This is a genomic window from Paenibacillus sp. FSL F4-0243 (assembly GCF_037963295.1).
Lineage (GTDB): Bacteria > Bacillota > Bacilli > Paenibacillales > Paenibacillaceae > Paenibacillus_AQ.
The window spans coordinates 2,424,781-2,450,086 of sequence record NZ_CP150151.1; the positions used below are offsets into that span (position 1 = coordinate 2,424,781).

Below are 25,306 nucleotides of genomic sequence, written 5' to 3' on the forward strand. Positions count from 1 at the left end.
GCTGCGACCGGTTTTATGAAAATATAAGGCAAGCGAGGAAATAGCATGAATATTATGACCGTGGAACATCTTTCCAAAAGTTATGGAGAGAAAGTACTTTTTAGTGATGCTTCATTTGGTATGGACGATCGGGATAAAATTGGTTTGATCGGTGTGAATGGAACGGGTAAATCTACGTTTTTACGTATTATTGCCGGTCTGGATACCCCGGATGATGGGCAAATTGCGATCGGAAATAATGTTCGAGTGCAGTACTTGGCACAGAACCCTCCTTATGAGCCGACAAATACAGTACTGCAACAGGTCTTCGCCGGAGATGATCCAGATCTTGCTACCATGCGTGAGTATATGGAGATCATGTCTCGCCTTGAAAAAGAGCCAGGTAATGCAGAACTGGAAGGCAAACTGGTGCGGATTGGGCAGGCTATCGATGCAGCAGGTACTTGGCATTTGGAGAGTGAAGCTAAGAGCGTACTTACTAAGCTGGGTATAGTGAAATTCGATGCGCTGATGGATACGCTGTCTGGTGGTCAACGGAAACGTGTAGCACTTGCGGCTGCCCTGATTACGCCATCTGAGCTTCTTATTCTGGATGAGCCTACGAACCATATTGATACGGACTCCGTGGCTTGGCTAGAGCAATATTTACAGAAACGGCGTGGCGCCCTCTTAATGGTAACGCATGATCGTTACTTCCTGGAGCGTGTCGCAAGTGTCATGCTAGAGCTGGACGGAGGACAGTTATACCGTTATGAGGCCAACTATTCCCGTTTTCTAGAGCTTAAAGCCGACCGTGAAGAGCGTGAAGCCTCTGCGGAGCAAAAGCGTAAGAACCTGCTTCGTACGGAGCTTGCTTGGATTCGTCGTGGAGCTAAAGCTCGATCAACGAAACAAAAGGCAAGAATCGACCGTTTTGAGAAGCTGAAAGAAAGTACAGGAAGCAGTTCGAACGGTTCGTTGGATATTTCGGTGGCATCCACACGTTTGGGTCGCAAAATCATTGAAATCAATGAACTGTCAAAATCGCTGGATGGTCGTCAGTTGATTAAAGATCTGACCTATATTGCTGTACCACAAGATCGCGTAGGTATTGTAGGTCCAAATGGTAGCGGTAAATCAACACTTCTGAATCTGATTGCAGGTAAGCTGCAGCCGGATAAGGGAGAGGTTCAGCTTGGTGCGACGGTTAAGTTGGGTTACTTTACGCAAGAACATCAGGATATGGATGACAGCATGCGAGCTATTGAATATGTGAAGGAAGAAGCGGAAGTCATACGTACAGCTGATGGTAGCGTCATTACCGCAGGCCAAATGCTCGAACGCTTCTTGTTCCCTCCTGCGATGCAATGGACGCCGATTTCCAAACTGTCTGGTGGCGAAAAAAGACGCCTGTATCTGCTTCGTGTATTGATGGGAGCACCAAACGTGTTGCTGTTGGATGAGCCTACGAACGACTTGGATATTGGCACGTTGGCTGTTTTAGAAGACTATCTGGATGAATTCCCGGGCGTCGTCTTTACCGTATCCCATGACCGTTATTTCCTGGATCGGACTATAGACAAGCTGATTGCCTTTGAAAATGGAGGAATTCGGCTTCATGTTGGCGATTATACGGAATATGAAGAATGGCTGGCTAAAAATGTTCCTTCACGCAATGCCGAATCGAACAAAGATGACGGGAATGCAAAGCGTAAAGAGACTACAGATACAGTCAGTAACACAGCGGCATCATCAGCTTCCAAGTCCAAACTCAAATTCAGTTTTAAGGAACAGCGTGAATATGAAGGAATTGACGAGCAGATCGGGCTTGCAGAACAGCGCTTGACTGATATTAGTGCGGAGATGGAAGCAGCGTTTGCTGACTCTGGGAGACTGCAGGAGTTAGTGGAAGAGCAGAGGCTTGCCGAAGCAGAACTGGAGCGTCTAATGGAGCGCTGGACCTATCTGAATGAGCTTGCAGAGAAAATCGCTGGTAAAGCATAAAACGGATTGTCCATGTGTGACAATAAGGGAGGGCTCAGTTTGGAGAATCAACTTATGGAAGCTGTAGCCCTGCGAAACGAAGGTAAAGCTGAAGAAGCCAGAATGATGCTGTTAGAGCTATATGAGCAGAATAGTAATAATGCAGAACTTCTGTATCAATTAGCGTGGACGCATGATGTGCTCGGTCTGGAACGCGAGGCAGTACCCTATTATGAGAAAAGCTTAACACTAGGCTTATCTTCGGAGCAGAAAGTCGGCGCTCTATTGGGACTGGGCAGCACCTACCGAACACTCGGAGAATATGAGAATTCCAAAGCAATATTGGAGCAGGCCATTCACGAGTACCCAGAGAATAAGGAATTTCCGGTATTCCTTGCAATGACCTTGCACAATCTCGGAGATCATAGTCTGGCTATGGGGATGTTGCTTAAATTACTGGCTGAAACCTCAGCGGATGAAGGAATAAGAAGTTATAGTAAGGCCATTTCATATTACTCAGATAAGCTGGAGCAAGTCTGGGATTGAATAAAATCACAAAAAGAAGCGATCTCTAATAGTAGAGTATCGCTTCTTTTTGCTTTATTTCGTTCCGTCCACCGCGATCATTTGCACCACGGCACGAGAGTCACCAGGTAAGATGATTTCATCAGCATTCATCTGTGAGGAGCCGTCACCATCTAGAAAGATACCTTCGAGACCTTCAGCAGGCACGCTCTGTAGGATGGCTGAACGGAACTCTGCCGCCGTCGAGAGTGTTGGCGTAACAATCAGCCACAGCTTGCCATTATCGTCATACAGCATGCCTGAGCGCATTCGTTTCTCATTCGAATAAGGAAGATGTTCTTTCGCTATCACATCTTCCCAGAGATCCTCATCCTGCAGATTCATACTAATGCCGCCTTGCGCAAAATAATGCTGGCGATCCGTAACGTTCAATTCTTCTCCCGATGAGACGACCTGTACGGAAAAGCTACGACTGGCACCATCCCAGACCAGGGTTCCGCGCGCATATTTAGCATTAAACCAGCCGGAGCCGTACGCCTTTTTAGCACCGTTAGTGGGGATATCATTCATGATAGCAATGGATAGAAGTGCATCTCCATAGAAGAAGCCTCCATTAATCCCATAAGAAATCACTTGCTGAAGGGGTGCACCAGCGGCTCTGAGTTTAATATCTTCGGGTGAAAGTGACATCATATAGAGTTGAACATTTTCTGGACTCACGGTCTCTAAGTAAGTGTAAGCGTGTGGAAGACCATCAAAGGGATTTTCCTTGTGGCTTCTGGAAAACAGGAACATCGAGATTGCTAATGCTGCTATCATGAGCAGCAGAAGTGAGACTATCAGCCATTGTCTACGTCTCCAGAGCTGCTTTAACTTGCCAGTGCTTGCCTCAGTTAGTGCCCACATAAGCAGCGAGAAGCTTAGCAGTGTTTACTACAGCTTGCTTATGTGTACGTTCCATGGAGTGGGAGGCGTGTACGCCTGGGCCGATCAGTGCGGCACGAATATTATTGCCGCCTCGAAGGGCAGCGGAAGCATCGGAGCCGTACATTGGATAGATATCAACGGCATAAGGAATAGCAAGTGCTTCTGCCAGCTCAATCAAACGGCCAGTCATAACATAATCATAAGGGCCTGAAGAATCTTTTGCACAGATGGACACATCGGTTTCTTTACAGCTAAGATCGTCGCCCATGGCGCCCATATCGACTGCGATCATTTCATTAATCTCGCCAGGAATCCAAGCTGTGCCATGTCCCACTTCCTCATAGTTGGAGATGAGGAAAGAAAGGTTGTGGAGCGGTTTCCAGCCTTCGCGCTTCATGCTTTCCAGCAGGCCAAGAAGGGCAGCAACGCTCGCTTTGTCATCCAGATGTCGGGATTTAATATACCCGCTAGGTGTAATCACCGCACGTGCATCGAAGGAAATGAAATCACCAACGGAGATGCCTAGCTTAAGTACATCTTCTTTGTTAGATACTAGCTCATCAATCCGTACTTCCATGTTCTCCTCTGAACGTTTGAAATCACGAGCATCTGGATATACGTGAACGGATGGATGGCTGGTTAAGATGGTTCCAGTATAGGTTCTGCCGCTGCGGGTATGGATCACGCAGTATTCATTCTCGATGCTGTGCATAGTGAAGCCACCAACAGAGGTCAGTCGCAGTGTACCATCAGATTTAATAGAGCGAACCATGCCTCCAAGTGTATCCACGTGAGCGCTGATGCCGATAGTACGGGAAGGATCTAGGCCTGAGACGGTTAGAATTACGCCGCCTTTTTCATTCCAGCTTAGCGGTACATTTAATGCTGCCGCTTCTTCGGCAACAAGGTTCATTACTTGTGCTGTGAAGCCGCTGGGGCTCGGTGTATCCAGCAATTTTTTTAGGATTGAGAGTATGTAATGTTCGTTTGGTTGAATAGTAATCATTAGTTAATTCCTCCTGTCAGGCCATCATTGTCTGTGTTAAAAGAATCTAAAGAAGTGTCGGCATCACGAAGTTTGGTTAGCTCAGCATTTAAGCTTTTAATTTGTTTTTGTAGTTTGTACTGGCGAAAAATACCGTAAGAACCCACGATGATTCCACCAATTAACGCGCAGCCCAGAATAACTAGGATCAGCGGTATATTAACTACATCAAAACCGAAATTGACTTGAACGGGATCCACGTTGATGACTGCAAATATGGCTGTTAGCAGCGCAAAGATTAGACCTGCAATTAAAGACCATTGAATTCTCATTGAATTCTTCCTCCTCAGGGGATATAACAGAATAAAATCCCTTGCCCAAATAGGGCAAGGGATTAATGCAATACTAAGCTCTCTGCCTTATTTGGTCAACTGTTCCATTTGAGCGATAACATCTTCGAAGACACTCATCGCTTCGCGAATCGGCTCAGGAGAAGACATATCAACACCAGCTTTAGACAGAATATTAATGGAGTAGTCACTGCCACCACTCTTCAGGAAGCCGAGGTAACGATCCACCGCAGGTTTGCCTTCTTCAAGAATTTGTTTGGCAAAGCTAGTCGCTGCTGAGAAGCCGGTTGCGTATTTATAAACATAGAAGCTGTTATAGAAATGCGGAATCCGCGCCCATTCCATCTCGATATCCTGATCTACAACCATTTCTTTACCATAGTATTTAACATTCAGGTCATAGTAGATACTCGAAAGATCTTGTGGAGTAAGCGATTCACCTTCTTCAACACGCTGATGAATGATTTTCTCGAACTCAGCGAACATCGTCTGCCGGAAAATTGTTGTTCGGAACTGATCAGCATAGTAGGTGAGCAAATACATTTTTTCTTTAGGATCTGTAGACTTTTTGAGTAAATAATCCATTAGCAGCGCCTCGTTAGTAGTAGAAGCAACCTCTGCTAGGAAAATCGTATATTGCGCATCCCGATAATTCAGAGCGTTATCCGAAAAATACGAGTGTAATGCATGGCCCATCTCATGTGCCAGTGTAAACATACTGTTTAAATTATCATTATGGTTCAGCAGTACGAAAGGATGCGTACCGTATGGCCCCCAGCTGTAAGCCCCGGACCGTTTATTCTCGTTCTCATACACATCGATCCATCCGTTGTCGTAGCCTTTTTGCAGCACATTCAGATAATCTTCACCGAGTGGTTTGAGACCCTCTTTTGTGATTTTCTTGGCTTCTTCATAGGTGATATCTAATTTATATTCATCAACAAGCGGTGCAAACAGATCATACATATGTAACTCATCGACACCCAGCAGCTTCTGACGCAGTTTCATATAACGGTGCATCAATGGAAGGCTTTCGTGAATCGTATCAATCAAGTTGGTGTAAACCTCTTTAGGAATGTTATCACCATAGAGTGACATTTCCATTACAGAAGGATATTTGCGAATTCGTGAGTAGAACACATTTTTATTCACATTGGCGCTAAGCGTTGCTGCGATAGTGTTCTTCTGCTTCCGGTAGGTATCATAGACTGCCTTAAAAGCATTTCGGCGAACCTCACGGTCGTTACTTTCGAGAAACTTGATATAGTTGCCATGAGTCAGTTCAACTTCTTTGCCATCCTCATCTTTGATCTTAGGGAATTTCAGATCCGCATTGTTCAGCATACTGAAAATATTCTGAGGTGCTTGAGCTAAATTTCCGACCTGAGCTAGCAGTGCTTCTTCAGCCTTAGAAAGCACATGGGCTTTTTCACGTTTCATTTCAGTTAAGGTGAATTTATAAGCGGATAGGTTCGGATCAGCGATGAACTGGTCCAACTTCTCAACTGGCAACGCCAGAATTTCTGGGGTTACAAAAGATAAGGCTTCACCTGCTTCAATACCAAGCTTTTTCGCTTTGGAGGACAAAGCCTGAGAGTCAGGATTAGCTGTGTCTTCATCTTGACGCATATGTGCATACACGAAGAGTCGTTCAGTTAGGATGGACAGCTTGTCATCCATTTCAAAACATTTTTTTAGAGCATCCGCGGAATCTAGTGTACCCTGAAAATCCGCAGCTTTTTTGATTAAGGATTTAGCTTCAGCAAATTCTGCATCCCAATCCTTCTGAGAAGCAAACACATCTTCAAGCTTCCAACGATTCTCAGCAGGTACTTCGCTTCTTTTCAATAATTTTTCCATAGAAACCCTCCTAGAATGATGAGATGTAGTAGGCATAATCTCCCTCGGCAATACTGTAGATGATAAATCACCCGGTAGCAAGCTGAGCACAAGTAGAAGAGGGATGGACTTGGGTGAAATAGGCATAACATCCTCCTCTTGAAAGTAGAGTCGGCTTATTATGCCCTATTAAGTCCTGATTATTAATATTTAGTCTTCTTTAAATATATGAAAGTATAAGTTATGCCAATAAGCTATAAATAACAAAGATGAAGGCGAACAGAATCATAATGACTGCAGTTAAGGCCATGCCCCGCTTAAACTGCGGCGGGACACGATCCTTGGTCATAATTAGAACTGCGCCTAGACATAAGACTAGGACAACATAAATCGCGATATTTTCTGTGTTCATATTCTGTTATACCTGTTTGAAGGCTGCGATGATATTTTTATACTCTTCTTCATTATCTTTATAAGATTCTTTGTTGAATCGGTTGTTCACCCACTGCATCATAGCTGGACGACTAAGGAAAGTATGTGTTTCTTCTCCCCATTGATCGGAGATTTCGCGAAGTACAATATAACGTCCTTGAACTTCTACCGTCATCATATTCCATTTGTCTGTTTTGTATATTTCATGTTTTTTGATCATTATCATTACCACCCTGGCGATTTTTGGCTTTTGGCTCAATGATAACGCACTGGTCAAGGGAAAAGCAAATTAAATCACATATTTAAAGATCCAGATAGATTGATTTGAGTAAAAGATTGCAGTATAATATAGTTATACGCCATATATGGCGGTTATTTTTAGGAGGTTGTTCAATTGAAAGGTACAGTAAAATGGTTTAACGCAGAAAAAGGTTATGGTTTTCTTCAAGTAGAAGGCGGCGAAGATGTATTCGTACACTTCTCAGCAATTCAAGGTGAAGGATTCAAAACTTTGGACGAAGGTCAAGAAGTAGAATTCGATATCACTGATGGTAATCGTGGACCGCAAGCTGAAAACGTAGTAAAATTATAAGAAACGGCAAAGACAGTTAAGCTGTCTGCTATAAATATATAATTTACTTGGCAAGCCCTTGCAAGAGTGGTTACCAACTATAGAACACAGTTCTTTCGGGAACTGTGTTTTTTTACGTCTAATAGACATCAATTTAGATGAAAGGTCTTTGCATTCCCAAGCGAAGGGATAGCAAAGACCTTTTAATATTTTTGAGTATCAGAAGTGTTCTATTATAGGGAAGCTTTTTTGTTCTTATTCTTGAAATAGCGCATTGAATCTCGATGGGTATCCAATAAATGCTGTCCTAAAAAGCCTACAAAAGCAAGAAGGCTGAAGCCAACCGCTACCATATAGAAGGTGAAGCGTCCTGCTTCCTGATAGATCATTCCACCAAATGTACCACTTAGAAGTCCAGCTGCACTTGACCAAACAACTGTGTAGATTGCAAGACCGGTTGCTCGGAGACGATCAGGAATAATCCGAGTGATATAGCGGACACATGTTACAAAAAAGACGCCAAATGTCAGGCTATGCAAGGCTTGAATCGCGATTATAGAGCCTGGGTGATCGGCGAGCGCCATTAGTAGAAAGCGAAGGGCATACATGAGACTGGCTAAAATTAATAAGGGCAGTTCTTTAAATTTGTCGCCGTATTTGCCGAGTATAAATAATACAGGGATTTCACTTAGTGCTGAGGCAAGTAATGCCCAGCCGATCACTTCCTCACCAGCGCCCAGGTTCTTTAAACTGATGGTGAGAAAAGCTTCGTTCATTCTATGTCCCAGTGCGAGTACAAAGACACATCCGAAGAACCACAGCACTTCTTTTCGCAAAAGGATATCTTTAAGCCCATGCTCTTTCTTGCCTGGTTTGGTAGTAACAGCCTTCTGATTGGGGAGCTCTGGAACAGTTTTTTTGACATCCTTTAGGCCAATTGTAATTAGAAGTGCGATTATAATGATAATAATACATAAGGTAAGACTCCAAGTAGCACCTAAAGCTCTAAGCGCATACCCGACGGTTAAAGCAAAGAAAGAATAGCCTAATGAGCCAAATACACGAATTGTAATGAAGTTTCGTCCGTGTCGCTCCGCAATTTTGATGGCCATTGTATCAGCAAGCGGAAAAACTGGGTAATAGAAGAAGTAGAAAAAGGACAAAATAAGCATAACGGAAGAAAATTCGGTCGCTCTGGCTAATAGAAGTCCGGTAACTAATTGCCCCGCGAGTAAAATAAACATGATTTTTCGAATGGTACCTAGCTTATCGCTCATCATACTCCAGAAGAGATTGGATAGGATGGAGATGAGGGGACCCAGAGAATACAAGTAGCCCACCTGAGAACTGCTAAACCCTAAATGTGTGTAGAATAAAGGAAAGTAGGATACTACAAGAACGCTAGTGCCATAAATCGTAAAAAGAAAGGAACGAAGCCAATTCTGATCGCTGTAAGGGCTTCCGGTCCGTTTTGAAAACATGAAAGTGCACTCCTCTGAGATTGAAATATGGCTAGTATAGCATAAAGCAATGAAGGGTTATGTGTTTTATTCTTGAATTGCGTTATTTCTGAATCTTTCATAATTTTACGAAAGTGATTTTGTTGTTTGTACAAATACGTCTGATCATATTATAATAAGTGGTGATTTGGATAAGGAGACAACAATGTGGAGGCACTATCATTGAGTGAATTAGAGCAAGGCCGTTACCTTAGCCCGCGTGGCCCTATTGGGCTTATGAACAGGGTCTATAAGTACGTGCTGCCAGAAGTGAGAGAAAGTCTGGACTTCTGGCGCCAAGATGCGAATGGGATTCCCGATCCCGAGCTCCGGAAGCAAGCACTTGCCAGCATTGAAACAAAGGAGTTTCACTGCATAGGTGGAGGTATTTATGCCGCCGGCAATTTATCGATGAGACATATACTTATTCCGCTTATTGTTGCTTATCAAACTATCAGTGATTATCTAGATAACTTATGTGATCGCAGTACTTCGCTTGATCCTGCAGATTTCAGGCTGCTGCATCAATCTATGCTGGATGCCATTGATCCAAACGCTGAACCTGTCAATTATTATGCGCTTCGCGATGAACAGAATGACGGCGGGTACTTGTATAGGCTAGTTCGAAAATGCCAGGAGATGATCTCTTTGCTGCCAGGTTATTCCGCTGCTGCAGCGGAGATTCGTGATTTGGCTGTGCTGTATACAGATTTGCAGGTATATAAGCATATCCGCCCGGAACTCAGGGAAACAGCCCTGAAGGAATGGTGGGAGCAGCAGGGTAGCCGTGCTCCGCATCTGCATTGGAACGAGTTTGCAGCTGCAACGGGCTCTACTTTAGGCGTATTCATGCTTTTTCTATCTGCATGTGATCCGAAGCTAAGTAAGTCTTCTTCGGAATCGATTCGAGCTGCATATTTTCCACATGTTTGTGGATTGCACATTATGCTGGATTATTTGATTGATCAGGAAGAGGACCGAGCAGGCGGCGATCTTAATTTCTGCAATTATTATGACGACACGGATACCATGTTAAGTCGGATCGCTTCCATGGTTGAGTGGGCCCGTAAGGATGTACGTGAACTTCCGGAATCATCTATGCATCGTATGGTGATTGAGGGATTGCTGGCACTTTATTTATCTGATCCGAAAGTTAGCGAACAGCGGGAAGTTCGCACTGTGTCTAAAAGCCTGATGAGAGGAAGTCCGCTTACAAGGCTGTTCTTCTTCGCTAATAGCCGCTGGATACGCAATCGTTTTTTGTAACAAGGCTGCGAAGCTTCATCTATACAACGGATGGGGCATTGCACAACTTTAAGGAGGAACAACAGAATGTCAAAAATCAAAAAAATTGCAGTACTGACTAGTGGTGGAGATTCACAAGGTATGAACGCCGCTGTTCGTGCGGTTGTAAGAAGCGCACTTTATTATGGCATTGAAGTTTTTGGAGTTCAACGTGGATATCAAGGTCTTCTGAATCGCGATATCTTCCCTATGGATCTTCGCAGTGTTGGTGACATTATTCAACGTGGGGGAACCATTCTGCAATCTGCAAGATGTCTGGAGTTCACAAAACCAGAAGGTCAGCAAAAGGGTGCAGATATTCTTAATGAAATGGGCATCGATGGCCTAGTAGTTATAGGTGGAGATGGTTCTTATAAAGGTGCTAATAAACTAAGTAAACTCGGTATCAAGACGATGGCATTACCGGGAACTATTGATAATGATATTTCCTACACGGATTACACCATCGGGTTTGATACAGCAGTTGGTGTCGTTGTAGATGCTATTAACAAGCTGCGTGACACGATGTCCTCCCATGAGCGTTCTTCCATTGTAGAAGTTATGGGACGTCATTGTGGAGATATCGCACTACATGCAGGTCTGGCTTCTGGAGCAGAAACAATTCTCGTGCCAGAAATGCCATATGACTTGAATGAAGTTGCGGATCGTATGCGCGACAACTTTGTCAGAGGTAAACGTCACAGTATCGTCATCGTTGCAGAAGGTGTGGGTAAAGGCGAAGATGTGGCCCAAGCGTTGAAAGATCGTCATGCTTCTCTGGATGCACGGGTTACTGTACTTGGACATATTCAGCGGGGAGGAACACCAACACCTGGAGACCGGAACCTTGCTAGCCGTCTTGGTGACTTTGCCGTTCGTAAACTAATTGAAGGTGAGTCTGATAAAGGTTGCGGTATCATCAAGGGAGAACTAACCCTTACAGATATCGATCTTGTAGTGAATACGAAGAAAGACTTTGACGTGGAGTTGTACGAGCTTGCATCCCGTCTTTCTCAATAATTAACATACAAAAAAGGAACAGCTGCGAATTTCGGCACTGTTCCTTTTTTTGTATTCTTTTGATCATTAGTGATGTGCTTGAGCGTCTGCATATTGTGTGGCATAACGGCATTGAACTTTAACAAGCCGAGTCAAGAGCAATGTAGCCCCAATCGCAAGACCGGTGATCAAGCCGATCCAATAACCATAAGCTCCTAGATCCGTATAAGTAGCAAGTACATAGCCTGTAGGAAGCCCTATAACCCAATAAGCTATAAAGCAAATAATGAAGGCTGGATTAACATCCTTATAGCCACGAAGTGCTCCTTGTGTAGGTGTTGCAATCGCATCGGAAATCTGGAAAAAGATCGCATAGATTAAGAAATGCTGAATTAATGATATGACATCAGGTTCATCAGTGTATAAACCAGCTACATGATGGCCGGCAAATAAGAGCAGGAGTGCAGTTGCCAGGGAGAGGATAGCCGCAAGTCCAATTCCCATAATGGCATATTGACGGGCATCCTTTTGCCTGCCGGATCCAGTCTCGAAGCCGACGAGAATGGTAAGGCTCATACAGATACTGAGCGGAATCATATATAACGTAGTTGCAAAATTAATGGCTGCTTGATGAGCTGCAATCGTAACAGTATCGAACCGACTCATCAACAAGGTTACAGCGGAGAAGACTGCAGTTTCAAAAAAAATCGAGAAGCCAATAGGTACACCGATCTTCAGTAGATCTTTGAAGCTTTTTAGCGATATAAAGAAGAACTTTCGGAAGATTCTAAGGTTTGCAAAGGGTTCTACCCGATAAATGAACAGCAGGGCAACCGAAAAAATTACCCAGTAGGTGATAGCTGATGCCACTCCAGCTCCAACACCACCAAGTCGAGGAAACCCGAATTTTCCGAAGATTAGTAAGTAGTTCAAACCAACATTCACGGGTAGGGCTATGAGTGTGATCAACATGGACACTCGTGTTTGTCCCAGAGCGTCTATACAACTACGGAGAACTGTATATCCAAACAGCGGGATAATTCCGAAGGAGATCGCACTTAGGAAACGAAATGCAACATCTCTTACAGTCGGCTCCAGATTCATAAAATTAAGGATAGGTGACAAGGCGAAGCTCCCGATTAGTAAGACAATTACAGAGACGATCAGTGATAACCAGATTCCCTGTGTGACTTGATAGGCTACATCCTTTTCTTTTTTGCTTCCGATGAGCTGAGAGACGATGGGGGTAATCCCCATAAGGATTCCACTTAAGCCCGTTTGAATTGGAATCCAGAGACTGGTTCCTATCGCTACACCTGCCAGATCGGCTGTGCCAAACTTACCTGACATGTTTGTATCAAAGAAGGTTATCGCTGACAAAGCAATCTGTGTAACCAGAATTGGAAATAAAATATGAAAGAATTGTATTGCTTTTTGTTTTAAAGAGGTGGTTTGTATCATCGTTCTTTGCCTCATTCTTTGTTGGTTTTTAATGATTACAGTAAAAGTTCCCTTTTTCTCCATTAAAAGACCCGGCAAATGCCGGGTCTTTATCTTTATATATCATACCTGATTTCAATTATACATAATAAGGGCTATATACATCATTTCTCATAATCGACATCGGAGGTATATCGGTTATTGGCGTTCCAGAGCAGAAACTCCTCTACATTTTCATCTTTTAAAGCGCGGATTTGATCCTCCACCTGTTTTTTACCGTATTTAATATAATGACCTTTTCCGAGCCAGCTTGCTGTAAAATCTTGAATCCAAGGACGAATAACAGGTTTGTAGCTGCCTAGAGGATCAAGCTTCTTATGGGTATCAACCATGGAGCCTTTAATGGTAGCATACGGATCTAAGTCAGGCTCTTTCACTCCAAACCATCCCGTTGAATAATGACTCGGATAAATCATCGGGCTGATGACATCCACATTCTTGGATATTTTAACGAAGTCTTGTCCTATGCCCTCAGCAGGAGCAGATGCGGCATATCCAAAAATATCTACGGATACACGAACACCAAGTGGAGCAAGCTCTGCTTTTGCGTATTTTACAAAATTAGAAATGATATCTACGCGAGAATCGCTAGTTTTGGTGTATTTAAGTGTGTCTGCACGTTTTTCGAATCCTTCAGGAAAGCGCACATAGTCGAATTGAATTTCTTTAAAGCCGAGTTTGACAGCTTCTTTGGCGATATCGACATTGTACTTCCAGACATCTTCATTATAAGGATTAACAAAGCTATCGCCGCCTTTATTCTTCCATACTGTGCCGTCTGCATTAACAAAGGATAATTGCGGATTCTTTTTGGCAAGTATAGAGTCCTTAAAGACAACAATTCGAGCGATAGGATATACATCATGTTTATTCAATCTTTCCATCAGTTTGTTGATGTCGCCAATAAATGGCTGCGGATTACCGAGTTTCTGAAGTTCAGGATTATCGGTTTTATACGTGATGTAACCTGCATCATCCTTAATGTCGATGACCATAGAATTTAGTTCCGTCTGATCAAGTAAAGAAAGAAGCTTTTCCATTCGTTCTCCACCGGCACTGTATGCGGTAACATAGATGCCTTTTACTTTTGGCGCATCCGGCTGAGGATCTGCGTGTAGCATGCTTTGTGAGTCATTTGCTTCTGCTGTAGCATTTGGAGCTGGAGTTGAACCATTTGAATTATTATTTTGCGTAGCGATGATGGGGGGATTCATGGCGGACTTCAATGCAATTGCCACTTCAGCGTCATGTTGATTCTGTTGCACGCCTACACTTCCCAAGGCCATCATCAGTAGAGCCCAGGTGATGTTCATTCGTATTCTCTCCCTTTATGTACATTTCCTAAATTATATAGGAACGGTTGCTTCTAAAAAGAACAGTGTTGTAATAATGTTGGCTCAGATCGGGTCTGAAAATCCATCCTTGATGTATATAACCGGGACACACAGATTCTAAACGTATTGTTAAAAAGTAAATGCCGCCTCAACACGGCAACATGGCCGAACTTAAGGCGGCAACTATCAAGACTTCTCTTGCGGCTTACTCATTGAAGATACGCAGAATTCTGATGTTCACAGATACTGTAATGGATGATATCCATGGCATCTGCAGGTTCCAGAATACTAAGCCCGTCACGCAGAACGATTACGGAATTTAATTCGTCCTGTTTGAGAAACGGCATCATATCAGGATACCACCTCATGACGATTGCTGACAGCTTTACCGTTTCCATTTCCACAAAAATCACCCTTTCCTTTTTCGATAGGTCTGAATGGAATTCAGTAATCATCGGAAAACGAAGTGCTTGGAAAAAAGAGGGGTAAATCTCAATCTTTATGAAATTGTTAGGGTTCTGCGTGATTATAATATATCACAATTCTGTGATTGGTGCATTTTCCAAATTAATACTTTTCATTGCCAGTTTTTATCTTTTTCGGAAGGAACCCATAACACCAACTGTCTCGACAATATTTACAAATGCTTGAGGATCTGTCGTGCGGATAATACGTTGCAGTTCAGCAAGTTCGTAGCGGGTTGTTACTGTCATTAGCATGTCCTTTTCAACATGAGAATAAGCGCCTTCTGTTTTAATCTTTGTGACACCGCGTTGAAGCCCCATTAGATGCTGAAGGAGCTCATCTGTACGATTTGTTACTATATATACGGTTACCTTTAAATGGCTGATGTGAATCATGTCCAGTACCTTACCAGTTACATATATAGATACCATTGATGCAAGAGCCAAGTTCCAGTTGTTATCAAAATATGCCGCGGCAAGAATAACGAGTCCGTTTAAGCTAACCACCACGTTTCCAACTGGGAAATCGCGGAATTTAGTGATGATGGATCCCAGGATATCAAAACCTCCGGATGAACCACCTGCACGGAAGCTGAAGCCACAGCCAATACCAACCAGCACGCCACCAAATACAGAAGAAAGCAGCATATCAGTAGCTACCAAATATTCGGGAATGATCGTCAAGAACCAGGTTGTTGCCACAACGGATAACATGCTTAGCATAATAAATCTCCGGCCTAGCTGGAACCAACCAGCTACAAGCAATGGAATATTAAAGAGTAAGTACAAGAGGCTTATGTTTAGTGGTGTAAAGTAACCCACTAACATCGAAAGTCCGGATACTCCTCCGCTGAGTAAGCGATGAGGGATTAGAAAAAGATTAAATCCACTGGCGATCAACGCTGCCCCAAAAATAACTGCAATACAATTCCAAATCTGTCTTAACAAGCAAATCCACCTCTATAAATAAATTTAAAAATAAACCATGTATGCAATGAAAAGAAAGGAACCCACTGGTATTCCTACTTAGAGTTGTGATATAATGTACAGGATATTCTTGAGTAGGACGTTACAATGGTATTTTTGCATTGCATCGGATGTAAAGCTACAGTTGCTCAGGTACAATGAAGTACCTGATGAAAGGGAGGCTTTTCGTCCCAAAAGCGCTATATCATGCAGAAAAAAGAGCATGATTGGACAGCATATAAATGTGTTTACCGCTACTTAAGAATACAGACAAGCATGTGGAATGTCCACTGTATAGAAGGAGCATGAATAATTTGAAAACATTCGCAGAATTTGGCTTGGAGCCAAAAGTGCTACAAGCAATCACAGAGTTAGGATTTGAGGAGGCAACACCGATACAGGAGCAGTCAATTCCATTGGCATTGACTGGGTCGGATCTGATCGGTCAAGCACAGACTGGTACAGGTAAGACTGCTGCTTTTGGTATCCCCCTCATTTCGAAGATTAATCGCGAAGACGAAAAAATTCTGGCACTTATCATGGCACCAACACGTGAGTTGGCCATTCAAGTATCAGAAGAAATCGGTAAGCTAAGCCGTTTTAAAGGTCTTCGTTCGTTGGCAATTTATGGCGGACAAGATATTGGTCGCCAAATCCGTGGTCTTAAGAAGAAACCACAAATTATTATTGGTACACCTGGACGTTTGCTTGACCATATCAACCGTAAAACCATTCGTTTGGATGATGTTCAAACTGTTGTATTGGATGAAGCAGATGAAATGCTGGATATGGGCTTTATGGAAGATATTCAGACAATCCTCAAGCTCGTTCCTGAAGAACGTCAAACTATGTTGTTCTCGGCTACAATGCCTCCAAACATTCAACGTCTTGCACAGCAATTCCTGAACAACCCGCAACACGTCTCCGTTATTCCGAAACAAATCAGTGCTCCGCTGATTGATCAAGCATATGTTGAAGTACCTGAACGTCAAAAGTTCGAAGCGCTTAGTCGTTTGATTGATATGGAATCACCTGAGCTTGCAATCGTGTTCGGACGCACAAAGCGCCGGGTTGATGAGCTTGCAGAAGCTTTGCAAAAACGTGGATACTCAGCTGATGGATTACATGGTGACCTGTCTCAGAACCAACGTGATGCTGTAATGCGTAAATTCCGTGATGGCAGCATTGATGTGCTGGTAGCTACTGACGTAGCGGCTCGTGGTTTGGACGTATCTGGCGTTACTCATGTAATTAACTTTGACTTGCCGCAAGATCCAGAAAGCTATGTACACCGTATCGGTCGTACTGGTCGCGCTGGTAAAGAGGGTACAGCTTGGTCTTTCGTTACTCCACGCGAAATGGATCACCTGCATTTGATCGAACGCGTTACTCGTCACCGTATTACTCGTAAACCATTGCCAACTATGGCTGAGGCTATTGAAGGTAAACAACGCGTAACAGCAGAGCGCTTGCTTGAAATGGTTGAGAACGGTGAATTGAATGAGTACAAAGGTATTTCTATTCAATTGCTTGAGCAATATGATTCCGTACAATTGCTGTCAGCTGCAATGAAGCTTCTGACTGGTGATAAGAAGGATTCTGCAATTGAATTGACTCCTGAAGATCCAATCCGTGCTAAACGTCGTGGTGGTAAGAACGACATTCGCAGTGGCCGCAAACCTAATGGTGGTTATGGTGGCAACCGTGGTACTTCCGGTGGCAGCACTGGTGGATACCGTGGAAACCGTGACAACAACGGTGGCGGAAGTCGTGGTGGCTACAGCAGCGGTGGCAGTAACTATGGTAGTGGCAGTGGCGGTTATGGCGGTGGCTATAAAGGCAACCGTGATGGCGCAGCTGGCCGTGATGGTGGAGCGAACCGCAGTGCGGACCGCAAACCATCTACTCGCCCAAGCAGCACAAGCACGCGTCCAGCAAAACGCGAAGATTTCGATAATTAATACTTGATCAGAACCCGCGGGTGATGATTTATCAAAATACAAAGAAGACGAGATGCCGAATAGCGGTTCTCGTCTTCTTTTTGCTGAAATATAAGGGTGTTTATTGAATTAGCAGCTTATTTAAATGAAAGTACGAGTGATGATAACGAGCAGGATAAACAATACGAGGATCGTACCAGTGGAAGTCCAGCCGCCGTAGCCAACAGGTGAGGACATATAATAACCTCCTTTAGAATGTGGTGATTTTGGAAATTCTTATGGTCACAATCCCAATATATGGATTCTATAGACTTAATGTATAGACGATGACCTAGAATTCAGAAAGTTGGGCTATGGAAAAGAGTAGGTCAAATGAGGTATAGTTAAGATAAGCAGTATGCAAGAGACAGAGGAGGAAGGGAATTGGAGTTTAAAGGAGCAATGGGTGGTTTATACCGCATCACAGAATGGATTACACGTATCGCAGCTAGTAATATCTTATGGGCACTATGTTCCGCCCCGTTTTTATTTTTTGGATTGATGAAATTGATGATGCTTGGGACAAGCTCAGGTGGAGTAAATGAGCAGCTCACATTGAACTGGGCTATGGGGATTCTGGCGCCATTTACAGTATTTCCTGCTTCGGCGGCTTTATTTACCGTTGTGCGCAAATGGGTTATGGGGAACACGGATGTAGGAACTTTTCGTACGTTTTTTCAGGGGTATAAAGAGAATTATTTAAAAAGTATGCTCGGTGGAATTATCTACACATTGATGTTCGTTATTATGTACGTCGATGTAACGGTTTACATGACACAAATGCCTAACTTCAGAATTGTTGGTATTTTGATGTTAGTGCTCATGATTATTTTATCGGTGTCCATGTTTAACTTCTTTTCTATTGTCGTTCATTATCAAATGAGCTTTAAACAAGTGATGACTAACTCAATATTGCTGACTATAGCACGTCCAATTCGCGTGTTCTCAACTTTGATTGCAGCTGCAGTGCTAGCTTATATTGGTCTTAGATATCCAGCACTGTATTTCATCTGTATTCCAACGTTGATTGCGATGGCTGCTTTCTTTAACTTCTATGCTACCTATAATAAACTGCAATTGCAGGTGGAGCAGAAGAAACTGAAAGAGGAAGAAGAGCGAGAAGCTGCATTGAACAATCAAGAGGATGACGACGATGACGATGATGATTATGAAGATGATGTTGAGGATAAAGATGTAAAACGTATTTAACAAAGACGAGTATTAAGCACTCGGAAATCGTCAGTAATTTAATTCCAGTGTAAAATAAAGCGCATACAGGTTTACTTTTTCGTTAAAACGCAATATAATAATAACAAATCCTGCGATGTTCGTTACGGTTGCTCGTTGTTTTGAACCAATGATAATGTCTTGGGAGATCTACACGAAGCGCAGCTGAACAGCCCTGTCTATATGACTTGGGGAATTCAAAAACGTTTTCTGCGATCACCCACCTGCTCTAGCAGGTTCAGAAGACACTGTAGCCGGACGGCATAAGCGGGTTTTCTATTGTTTAGGCCAAAGCGCCCTGTATCCCGTGAAAGTTGGGAACGGGCGCTTTTTTGTGTGTCTGGAACAAGGAGAAAGTGAGTAATACCCTTTTGTTCCTGAGACAAGAGTGTTACACTTAGAATAATGAACTTGGGATTTGTAGAGGGGGAAGAATTTTGTCGTTAAAAAGAACCTTGGTCGGTTTATTCCGTAGTCATGATGGAACAAGCGACCGCGCAAAAGATCCGACATTAAAAACGCGTTATTACAATCTAACGAAAGACAAAGCTTGGGAGGAAGTTTCATCAACGCTTAAGAAGATTCCTGGATTCAAGGTGCTTCATGAAGTGGAGTCAGTAGGTGAGATCACTCTGGAGAAGAGAACGGCATTCGGCCGTACACTGGACATTACTGTCTCTGTGCTCAATACCACACCTGTACGTTGTGGCGTAGATATGTACTCTGCATCTAGAGGTTCGCTAGGTGATTTGGGTGCTAATTACCGTGTCATTCAGCGGTTATATGCGTCCTTGGACAAAAAATTAGGAAAATACAAAGCAGACTAATTTTCAGAGATTCTTACTAAACCTTCTTACTTAGGGATTGTATGAATGCGTTTACGCAAATGTTGACTGCTCTGGATATTATCGATAAATCTTTCTATTACAAAAAAAAGCGGGAGAAGGATGGACCTTCTTCCGCTTTTTTCAAAATATAAGAAAGTATAAGTTCTACACCTATACTTTATGTCTTATATTTCTCGCATAAACACTTTGTCGCCCTTGTAAGGACGACAAAGGCATTTATGCTTGCAGTGATAAGTAAGTATTGTCGAAAATGGCCGCTAACTTACTGTTCTAGAGAATTAGAGCAAGCTCTTCACAGCAGCTATAGCATCTTCGTAATTAGGGTGCTCGGTCATTTCACTCAAATATTCAACATAGGTGAGTGTGTTGTTCTTGTCTAGTACAAAAATAGAACGCATATCTAACCGGAATTCTTTGATTAGTACGCCATAGGCTTGTCCGAATGAGGCTGCTTTGTGATCGGATAGAGTGATTACGCGATCGATCCCTGCAGCGCCACACCAGCGGGCTTGAGCAAATGGTAGGTCCATACTTACCGTGAGGATAACTACATCGTCACCTAGCTCTGCAGCTTCGCTATTGAACCGGCGGGTCTGTGCATCACATACACCAGTATCTAGAGAAGGTACAACACTGATCAGCTTGATTTTACCGGCATAATCACTAAGAGACACTTCTTCCAGTAGATTCTTACTTAGAACAAAATCAGGAGCGGGATCACCAGCTGTAAGCTTGGGTCCTACGAGAGTGATGGGGCTGCTTTTGAAAGTAGCTACGCCTGTTCTTTCTTGCGTCATATCCTTGTTTTCCTCCTCGAATTGTTATATTGGCTCTTACTGCCACAATAAATTATAATCTTATTTACAGGGAGATGTCCAACAGAGCAAGATATAAATGTAAAGGGATGGGTGTAATGATATTTATTCGGTATGAAAATTGGAAAAGTTATCTCCGGTATTACCCGGTAACATGTCTTCTCATTGTAGCTAATGTGATTATGTTTATGCTCATGGCGTTCAATGGTGGATCCACCAATATACAAACACTTGTTGATTTTGGTGCTATAGTTGATGTTAGCCCGTATAAAGAGGAACTGTGGCGTTATGTGGCGGCTATTTTTTTACATAATGGGTTTTCCCATCTATTCTTTAATAGCTTCGCTCTACTGGTATTTGCACCGCCTCTGGAGCGCCTGCTTGGCTGGTGGCGATATGCAATTCTTTATGTGGTAGGTGGAGTTCTTGCGAATTTTCTAACGATTGCAATCAGCAGTCGCTCAGTATTAGAGGTAGGTACGGTCTCGGTAGGTGCTTCTGGAGCAATCTACGCCGTCTATGGCGCATTTTTATACATTGCTGTTATTCAACGGGCGATGATGGACGAAGGCTCGCGAAAGACGTTATACGGTTTGCTTGTAATCGGGATCATTATGTCGTTTGCAACACCAAATGTGAATTGGGTTGCGCATATCGGAGGCTTGGTTTCTGGCTTTTTCCTATATGGACTTATTATTCGTATATTTAAAAAAAGCCTAAGACAGGGGCGATGATGGAGTGGAGCTAAGACAGCTGCAATATTTTCTAAAGGTAGCCCAAAAAGAACATGTGACAAGAGCGGCAGAGGAACTTCATGTAGCGCAGTCTGCGGTAAGCCGTCAGATTCATCAATTGGAGCAAGAGCTTGGGGTTGACTTGTTCATGCAAAAAGGGCGTAATTTGCAGCTTACGCCGGTTGGACAGCTCTTTTGCAAGCGGGTGGATAGTATTCTTAAGGAATTGGAACATTCGGTAAATGAAGTGCATGAATTTCTAGATCCGGAACGTGGAGAGATTCGTATAGGGTTTCCTCACAGTCTTGGAACGCATCTTATCCCGACTATCGTTGCAGAATTCCGCCAGCACTATCCCCATGTCAAGTTTCGCTTTAAGCAGGGCTCTTACCCTTCGCTGATAAAGGACGTATTATCTGGAGAGGTGGATTTAACATTTATTTCGCCTTTTCCGGAAAATGATGAGCATGTCTCTGGAGATATTGTTATGACTGAAGAGTTATTTGCAATACTTCCCCAGAATCATCAGCTGGCAGGAGAATCTGAGATCCGACTGGAACAGCTTCAAAATGAAAAGTTTGTTCTATTCAGTCAAGGTTATTCTTTGAGGCCGATCGTTTGGCAAGCGTGCTTGCAGGCGGGATTTCAACCACAGATTGCATTCGAAGGTGGGGAGACTGATACCATACGTGGTTTAGTGGCGGCAGGGATGGGTGTAAGCCTTCTGCCGGAGATGGCGTTCTATCAGACGAATCCTCTCCAGCCAGCTCAGGTAAGGGTTGTGGAGCCTGCTGTGACGAGGACGGTTGGTTTGATTTACCGAACAGATAGTAAGTTGCCGCTGGTTGCACGTTCGTTTCGGACTTTTTTGATATCCTATTTTAAAGCGAGACAAAATAATACCCCGGTTGGCTCTTAGCCTTCCGGGGTTTCTTTTTGTGCTGAATTTTTGTATTAGTCGCGGTTACCTAAAAAGACGGTAATCAAACGAAGCAGTTCGAGTAAGGAGACTAGCGCGGCGGCAACGTACGTTAATGCAGCTGCGTTTAGGACTTTGGCTACTCCGCGTTCCTCTTCGTTACGAATGTAGCCTTGCTCTACCATGACTTGACGTGCCCGGTTGCTGGCATTGAACTCAACTGGGAGTGTCACAAGCTGGAAGGCAACAGCGGCCGAGAAGAAAATGATACCAAGGCCTACGAGATTAAAGTAACCGAATATAAATCCTGCCATAAGCATGAATGGTGCTATACCTGATGCAAAATTAACTACTGGGAACATCCGGTGACGTAGTGTTAACATAGGATAACTTACTTTATGCTGAATGGCGTGACCCACTTCGTGACAAGCGACTGAGACTGCTGCGATAGAACTCTCATAATAAACAGGCTCTGATAAGCGTACAACTCTGTGAATTGGATCATAATGGTCAGAAAGCGTACCTCTTACAGGCTCAATCGGAACATCGTGAAGTCCATTTGCGTCGAGCATGCGTCTAGCTGCTTCATATCCTGTCAGACCGTTTAAGTTGGCGACCTTGGACCATTTGCTGAATGTCCCTTTAACTCTGAACTGGGCCCATAATGAAAAAATAAAAGCGATAATTACTAATAGATACATTCCCATAGCTGCATTCCTCCACTGTATTGTAAATATGGTATTTACATTGGCGGTCCTTGCGTAAGCAATAGAAGCCGAATCGCCTCCATGCAGGCCACTCCTTGTGGGAGTAAGTTAGAGAGCGCGCGTCTGGCCTGTCCCGGCTTCAGACCGCTTATAATGGGTTCAAGTGCCTTTACTTCACGTTCTAGTCGTTGCATATGTTGCTCAAGCTCGACTAATTTATCAGATACGTCAGTTTCAGGAGTAGCCTCGCTCCATTTGCTCATCATGGATTTGATTTCTTCCAATGAATACTTGTCATGCTTTAATTGATTAATACGTTCTAAGTCGACCAAGGTTTCATGACTGTAAAGTCGGTAATTTTTGGTGCTTCTTGACTCTGGGGAGATTAACCCCAATTTCGTGTAATAATCAATGGTGCGCTCACTGATGTGAGCAGCCTTAGCTAATTCTCCAATTCGATATAGAATCATATCCCCATGCTACCTCGCCTCACTAATCGAATTCGACTGTCCATAAAGGATAGTCGTCTCCTATATTGGTGGTTTCTATTATGCTATCTGTAATGATAACAAACTGGAAACCATACAGTCAAACGTCATACTTTCATAAAGTATATGCATTAAAGAGAGGTTAATTCATGAAATGAAATGCGTTGTTTATATACAATACACTCAAACTCTATGTGATATCAAATTTGAATCGATTATGCTCATTAATAAATCCTAACTATAAACATGACATTTAATGTTAGGTTTATTGGAGAATCAGTAAGGATAATTCGATAAAAAAGTAATATTAGAGTGGATCTTCACGTAGTTATTTCAATGAATTCATAGCTGTATGGGCCTAAAATACTGAGATAGTCCAAGTGTACTATGGAGAATTTGTGAGTTTAGTGAAAATAAAATAAAAACATTCCCAAAAATAGTCTTGTCAATTTACCTGACTTCTGATTATAATGACATTAAGAGTTTCACGCTTTGTTAGAAAATATAACATTGGGGAGTGGGGTAAAAATGAAAAAGAAATGGTTGATGATGTTACTGGCCATGATTACGCTGATGGTTTATCCGGTAAGTGCTTTTGCGGCGGACGGTCCAACAAATGCAGATTTGCAGGTCGGATTGGATACCGCGTTTACCTTCCTGGCATTCATCTTAGTTTTCTTTATGCAAGCAGGGTTCGCGATGCTTGAAGCAGGATCAGTTAGAATGAAGAATGCAGGTCACGTAGCCGGTAAGACAGTACTGACACTAGCCATTGCGAGTGTATGTTTCTGGGCCGTTGGCTTTGGACTTGGCTTCGGTAACGGTAACGGCTTCTTCGGTACTACAGGCTTCTTGTATGGCGGAGATTCAACAGCATCTTCATTTGAATCACTTGCATTTTCTGATGTTACTTTAAATGTCAAATTCTTGTTCCAAATGGCGTTTGCAGCAGTTTCCTTAGCTATCGTATCTGGAGGCATGGCAGAACGTGCAAAGATCAGTGTGTACATTATATTCGGAATTTTATTCTCAATCGTAATTTATCCTGTCGTAGCACACTGGGTATGGGGCGGCGGCTGGTTGGCTGAGTTGGGAATGCAAGATTATGCAGGTTCCACGGTTGTCCATCTTACAGGTGCCACTGCAGCGGTAGTAGCAACCATATTGCTTAAGCCACGACTTGGTAAGTTTAATAAAGAAGGTAAACCTGTTATTATTCCAGGTCATAACCAAGTATTTACTGTACTCGGTGTGATTATCCTCTGGTTTGGTTGGTTCGGATTTAATCCAGGTAGTGCTTTGTCCCCAATGGGAGGTTTCTTTGGTCACGTAGCATTAACAACGAATATCGCAGCAGCAGCAGGAGGTTTGGCGGCATTAATTGCTTCTTGGTTGTATTTTGGTAAATCTGATATTCCAGCAATGCTGAATGGTGTTCTAGCTGCATTGGTTGCGATCACTGGTGCATGTGCTTACGTTGAACCATGGGCGGCAATCATTATTGGTTTAGTAGCGGGTGCGTTCACATTCATGACTTCCCAATGGCTGGAACGTGCAGGACTTGATGATCCAATCTATGCTTTCTCGGTACATGGTATTGCGGGAATGTGGGGCGCGGTTTCCACGGGTCTATTCGCTGCACCGGATCTTATTACTAAAGGTGCTTTGGTAGGGGAAGCAGGATTGTTCTACGGTGGAGGTTTCCACCAGCTGGGTGTTCAAGTGCTTGGGGTAGTAGGAACATTTGCTTTCGTAGCCGTGCTTTCATTCATTATCTTATATGTAATGAAGGTAACAACAGGACTTCGTGTTACGGAAGAAGAAGAATTGATGGGTCTGGATATCAGTGAGCATGGTACTTACGGATACCCTGAACAAATGAAATTAATTGCAGAATCGGAATCCAAAACCCTTAAACAATAATATGAATCCTCAGATAGGGAGGCGGACCG

26 protein-coding genes and 1 other RNA gene are annotated in these 25,306 nt (G+C 43.2%); 12 read left to right on the forward strand and 15 right to left on the reverse strand.

Annotation, left to right across the window (positions count from 1 at the left end; translation table 11 throughout):
* Positions 1 to 45 precede the first annotated feature (45 nt).
* Together NSS87_RS10535 and NSS87_RS10540 are read left to right on the forward strand one after the other, a co-directional pair.
* Complete coding sequence (locus NSS87_RS10535; protein ID WP_339246887.1) at positions 46 to 1,983, forward strand: ABC-F family ATP-binding cassette domain-containing protein; 1,938 nt, start codon at positions 46 to 48, stop codon at positions 1,981 to 1,983.
* A 54-nt stretch (positions 1,984 to 2,037) separates the two neighbouring features.
* Entirely contained in the window at positions 2,038 to 2,508 is a 471-nt protein-coding gene (locus NSS87_RS10540) for a tetratricopeptide repeat protein (RefSeq protein ID WP_339248512.1), read from the forward strand.
* A 54-nt stretch (positions 2,509 to 2,562) separates the two neighbouring features.
* Here NSS87_RS10540 and NSS87_RS10545 read toward each other — a convergent pair whose 3' ends face one another.
* The 6 genes from NSS87_RS10545 to NSS87_RS10570 all read right to left on the reverse strand — a co-directional run bounded on the left by NSS87_RS10545 (position 2,563) and on the right by NSS87_RS10570 (position 7,240).
* Positions 2,563 to 3,393, reverse strand: a complete 831-nt coding sequence (locus NSS87_RS10545) for a hypothetical protein (protein ID WP_339246889.1) — start codon at positions 3,391 to 3,393, stop codon at positions 2,563 to 2,565.
* A complete protein-coding gene (locus NSS87_RS10550) occupies positions 3,377 to 4,417 on the reverse strand; it encodes a M42 family metallopeptidase (protein WP_339248515.1) in 1,041 nt (346 codons plus the stop codon). The genes NSS87_RS10545 and NSS87_RS10550 overlap by 17 nt, the downstream gene beginning before the upstream one ends.
* 2 nt (positions 4,418 to 4,419) lie before the next feature.
* A complete protein-coding gene (locus tag NSS87_RS10555; protein ID WP_339246892.1) occupies positions 4,420 to 4,731 on the reverse strand; it encodes a lipopolysaccharide assembly protein LapA domain-containing protein in 312 nt (103 codons plus the stop codon).
* Positions 4,732 to 4,818: 87 nt separating this feature from the next.
* On the reverse strand, positions 4,819 to 6,609 hold the full coding sequence (gene pepF / locus NSS87_RS10560; protein ID WP_042186822.1) for an oligoendopeptidase F: 1,791 nt from the start codon (positions 6,607 to 6,609) through the stop codon (positions 4,819 to 4,821).
* A gap of 220 nt (positions 6,610 to 6,829) precedes the next feature.
* On the reverse strand, positions 6,830 to 7,000 hold the full coding sequence (locus NSS87_RS10565) for a hypothetical protein (RefSeq protein WP_167348490.1): 171 nt from the start codon (positions 6,998 to 7,000) through the stop codon (positions 6,830 to 6,832).
* 6 nt (positions 7,001 to 7,006) lie between these two features.
* Entirely contained in the window at positions 7,007 to 7,240 is a 234-nt protein-coding gene (locus NSS87_RS10570; RefSeq protein WP_036689271.1) for a hypothetical protein, read from the reverse strand.
* 174 nt (positions 7,241 to 7,414) lie between these two features.
* Here NSS87_RS10570 and NSS87_RS10575 point away from each other — a divergent pair, with 174 nt between their 5' ends.
* Positions 7,415 to 7,612: a cold shock domain-containing protein gene (locus tag NSS87_RS10575; protein WP_042126303.1), complete on the forward strand. Its 198-nt coding sequence runs from the start codon at positions 7,415 to 7,417 to the stop codon at positions 7,610 to 7,612.
* 212 nt (positions 7,613 to 7,824) lie between these two features.
* On the opposite strand, the gene NSS87_RS10580 is transcribed toward NSS87_RS10575, so the two are convergent.
* The gene (locus NSS87_RS10580) at positions 7,825 to 9,072 is read right to left on the reverse strand and encodes an MFS transporter (protein ID WP_076283175.1); all 1,248 of its coding nucleotides are present in this window, start codon (positions 9,070 to 9,072) and stop codon (positions 7,825 to 7,827) included.
* 201 nt (positions 9,073 to 9,273) lie between these two features.
* Here NSS87_RS10580 and NSS87_RS10585 point away from each other — a divergent pair, with 201 nt between their 5' ends.
* Together NSS87_RS10585 and pfkA are read left to right on the forward strand one after the other, a co-directional pair.
* The gene (locus NSS87_RS10585; protein WP_042193615.1) at positions 9,274 to 10,356 is read left to right on the forward strand and encodes a tetraprenyl-beta-curcumene synthase family protein; all 1,083 of its coding nucleotides are present in this window, start codon (positions 9,274 to 9,276) and stop codon (positions 10,354 to 10,356) included.
* 66 nt (positions 10,357 to 10,422) lie between these two features.
* Positions 10,423 to 11,394 (forward strand): 6-phosphofructokinase, encoded by a 972-nt coding sequence (pfkA, locus tag NSS87_RS10590; protein ID WP_042126307.1) that lies wholly within the window; start codon positions 10,423 to 10,425, stop codon positions 11,392 to 11,394.
* Between the two features lie 66 nt (positions 11,395 to 11,460).
* On the opposite strand, the gene NSS87_RS10595 is transcribed toward pfkA, so the two are convergent.
* The 4 genes from NSS87_RS10595 to NSS87_RS10610 form a co-directional block, all read right to left on the reverse strand.
* Entirely contained in the window at positions 11,461 to 12,834 is a 1,374-nt protein-coding gene (locus NSS87_RS10595) for an MATE family efflux transporter (RefSeq protein WP_339246899.1), read from the reverse strand.
* A gap of 143 nt (positions 12,835 to 12,977) precedes the next feature.
* Positions 12,978 to 14,186 carry a putative glycoside hydrolase gene (locus tag NSS87_RS10600; protein WP_076283173.1) on the reverse strand — a complete coding sequence of 403 codons (1,209 nt, stop codon included), beginning with the start codon at positions 14,184 to 14,186 and terminating at the stop codon, positions 12,978 to 12,980.
* A gap of 230 nt (positions 14,187 to 14,416) precedes the next feature.
* Positions 14,417 to 14,605, reverse strand: coding sequence for a hypothetical protein (locus NSS87_RS10605; protein ID WP_036689649.1), 189 nt, complete (start codon positions 14,603 to 14,605; stop codon positions 14,417 to 14,419).
* 192 nt (positions 14,606 to 14,797) lie between these two features.
* The gene (locus NSS87_RS10610) at positions 14,798 to 15,619 is read right to left on the reverse strand and encodes a YitT family protein (protein ID WP_283911229.1); all 822 of its coding nucleotides are present in this window, start codon (positions 15,617 to 15,619) and stop codon (positions 14,798 to 14,800) included.
* 332 nt (positions 15,620 to 15,951) lie between these two features.
* On the opposite strand from NSS87_RS10610, the gene NSS87_RS10615 reads away from it, so the two are divergent.
* Positions 15,952 to 17,598 (forward strand): DEAD/DEAH box helicase, encoded by a 1,647-nt coding sequence (locus tag NSS87_RS10615; RefSeq protein WP_042186833.1) that lies wholly within the window; start codon positions 15,952 to 15,954, stop codon positions 17,596 to 17,598.
* Between the two features lie 120 nt (positions 17,599 to 17,718).
* Here the strand turns inward: NSS87_RS10615 and NSS87_RS10620 are convergent, their stop codons facing one another.
* A complete protein-coding gene (locus tag NSS87_RS10620) occupies positions 17,719 to 17,814 on the reverse strand; it encodes a hypothetical protein (protein ID WP_042186834.1) in 96 nt (31 codons plus the stop codon).
* Between the two features lie 186 nt (positions 17,815 to 18,000).
* On the opposite strand from NSS87_RS10620, the gene NSS87_RS10625 reads away from it, so the two are divergent.
* The 3 genes from NSS87_RS10625 to NSS87_RS10635 all read left to right on the forward strand — a co-directional run bounded on the left by NSS87_RS10625 (position 18,001) and on the right by NSS87_RS10635 (position 19,670).
* Positions 18,001 to 18,825: a DUF624 domain-containing protein gene (locus NSS87_RS10625; protein WP_042186837.1), complete on the forward strand. Its 825-nt coding sequence runs from the start codon at positions 18,001 to 18,003 to the stop codon at positions 18,823 to 18,825.
* 104 nt (positions 18,826 to 18,929) lie between these two features.
* Positions 18,930 to 19,121, forward strand: a non-coding RNA gene (gene ssrS, locus NSS87_RS10630) — 6S RNA.
* Positions 19,122 to 19,280: 159 nt separating this feature from the next.
* Complete coding sequence (locus NSS87_RS10635; RefSeq protein WP_042186839.1) at positions 19,281 to 19,670, forward strand: DUF1499 domain-containing protein; 390 nt, start codon at positions 19,281 to 19,283, stop codon at positions 19,668 to 19,670.
* A gap of 299 nt (positions 19,671 to 19,969) precedes the next feature.
* On the opposite strand, the gene tpx is transcribed toward NSS87_RS10635, so the two are convergent.
* Entirely contained in the window at positions 19,970 to 20,488 is a 519-nt protein-coding gene (tpx, locus tag NSS87_RS10640) for a thiol peroxidase (RefSeq protein ID WP_042186841.1), read from the reverse strand.
* A 116-nt stretch (positions 20,489 to 20,604) separates the two neighbouring features.
* On the opposite strand from tpx, the gene NSS87_RS10645 reads away from it, so the two are divergent.
* Positions 20,605 to 21,240 (forward strand): rhomboid family intramembrane serine protease, encoded by a 636-nt coding sequence (locus NSS87_RS10645; RefSeq protein ID WP_339246907.1) that lies wholly within the window; start codon positions 20,605 to 20,607, stop codon positions 21,238 to 21,240.
* A 4-nt stretch (positions 21,241 to 21,244) separates the two neighbouring features.
* The gene (locus NSS87_RS10650) at positions 21,245 to 22,159 is read left to right on the forward strand and encodes a LysR family transcriptional regulator (protein ID WP_042186843.1); all 915 of its coding nucleotides are present in this window, start codon (positions 21,245 to 21,247) and stop codon (positions 22,157 to 22,159) included.
* A 35-nt stretch (positions 22,160 to 22,194) separates the two neighbouring features.
* Here NSS87_RS10650 and NSS87_RS10655 read toward each other — a convergent pair whose 3' ends face one another.
* Both NSS87_RS10655 and NSS87_RS10660 read right to left on the reverse strand, forming a co-directional pair.
* On the reverse strand, positions 22,195 to 22,866 hold the full coding sequence (locus NSS87_RS10655; RefSeq protein WP_042186846.1) for a zinc metallopeptidase: 672 nt from the start codon (positions 22,864 to 22,866) through the stop codon (positions 22,195 to 22,197).
* A 35-nt stretch (positions 22,867 to 22,901) separates the two neighbouring features.
* Positions 22,902 to 23,336 (reverse strand): MerR family transcriptional regulator, encoded by a 435-nt coding sequence (locus NSS87_RS10660; protein ID WP_042186848.1) that lies wholly within the window; start codon positions 23,334 to 23,336, stop codon positions 22,902 to 22,904.
* 546 nt (positions 23,337 to 23,882) lie between these two features.
* On the opposite strand from NSS87_RS10660, the gene NSS87_RS10665 reads away from it, so the two are divergent.
* Positions 23,883 to 25,277: an ammonium transporter gene (locus NSS87_RS10665; protein WP_042186849.1), complete on the forward strand. Its 1,395-nt coding sequence runs from the start codon at positions 23,883 to 23,885 to the stop codon at positions 25,275 to 25,277.
* Positions 25,278 to 25,306 lie beyond the last annotated feature (29 nt).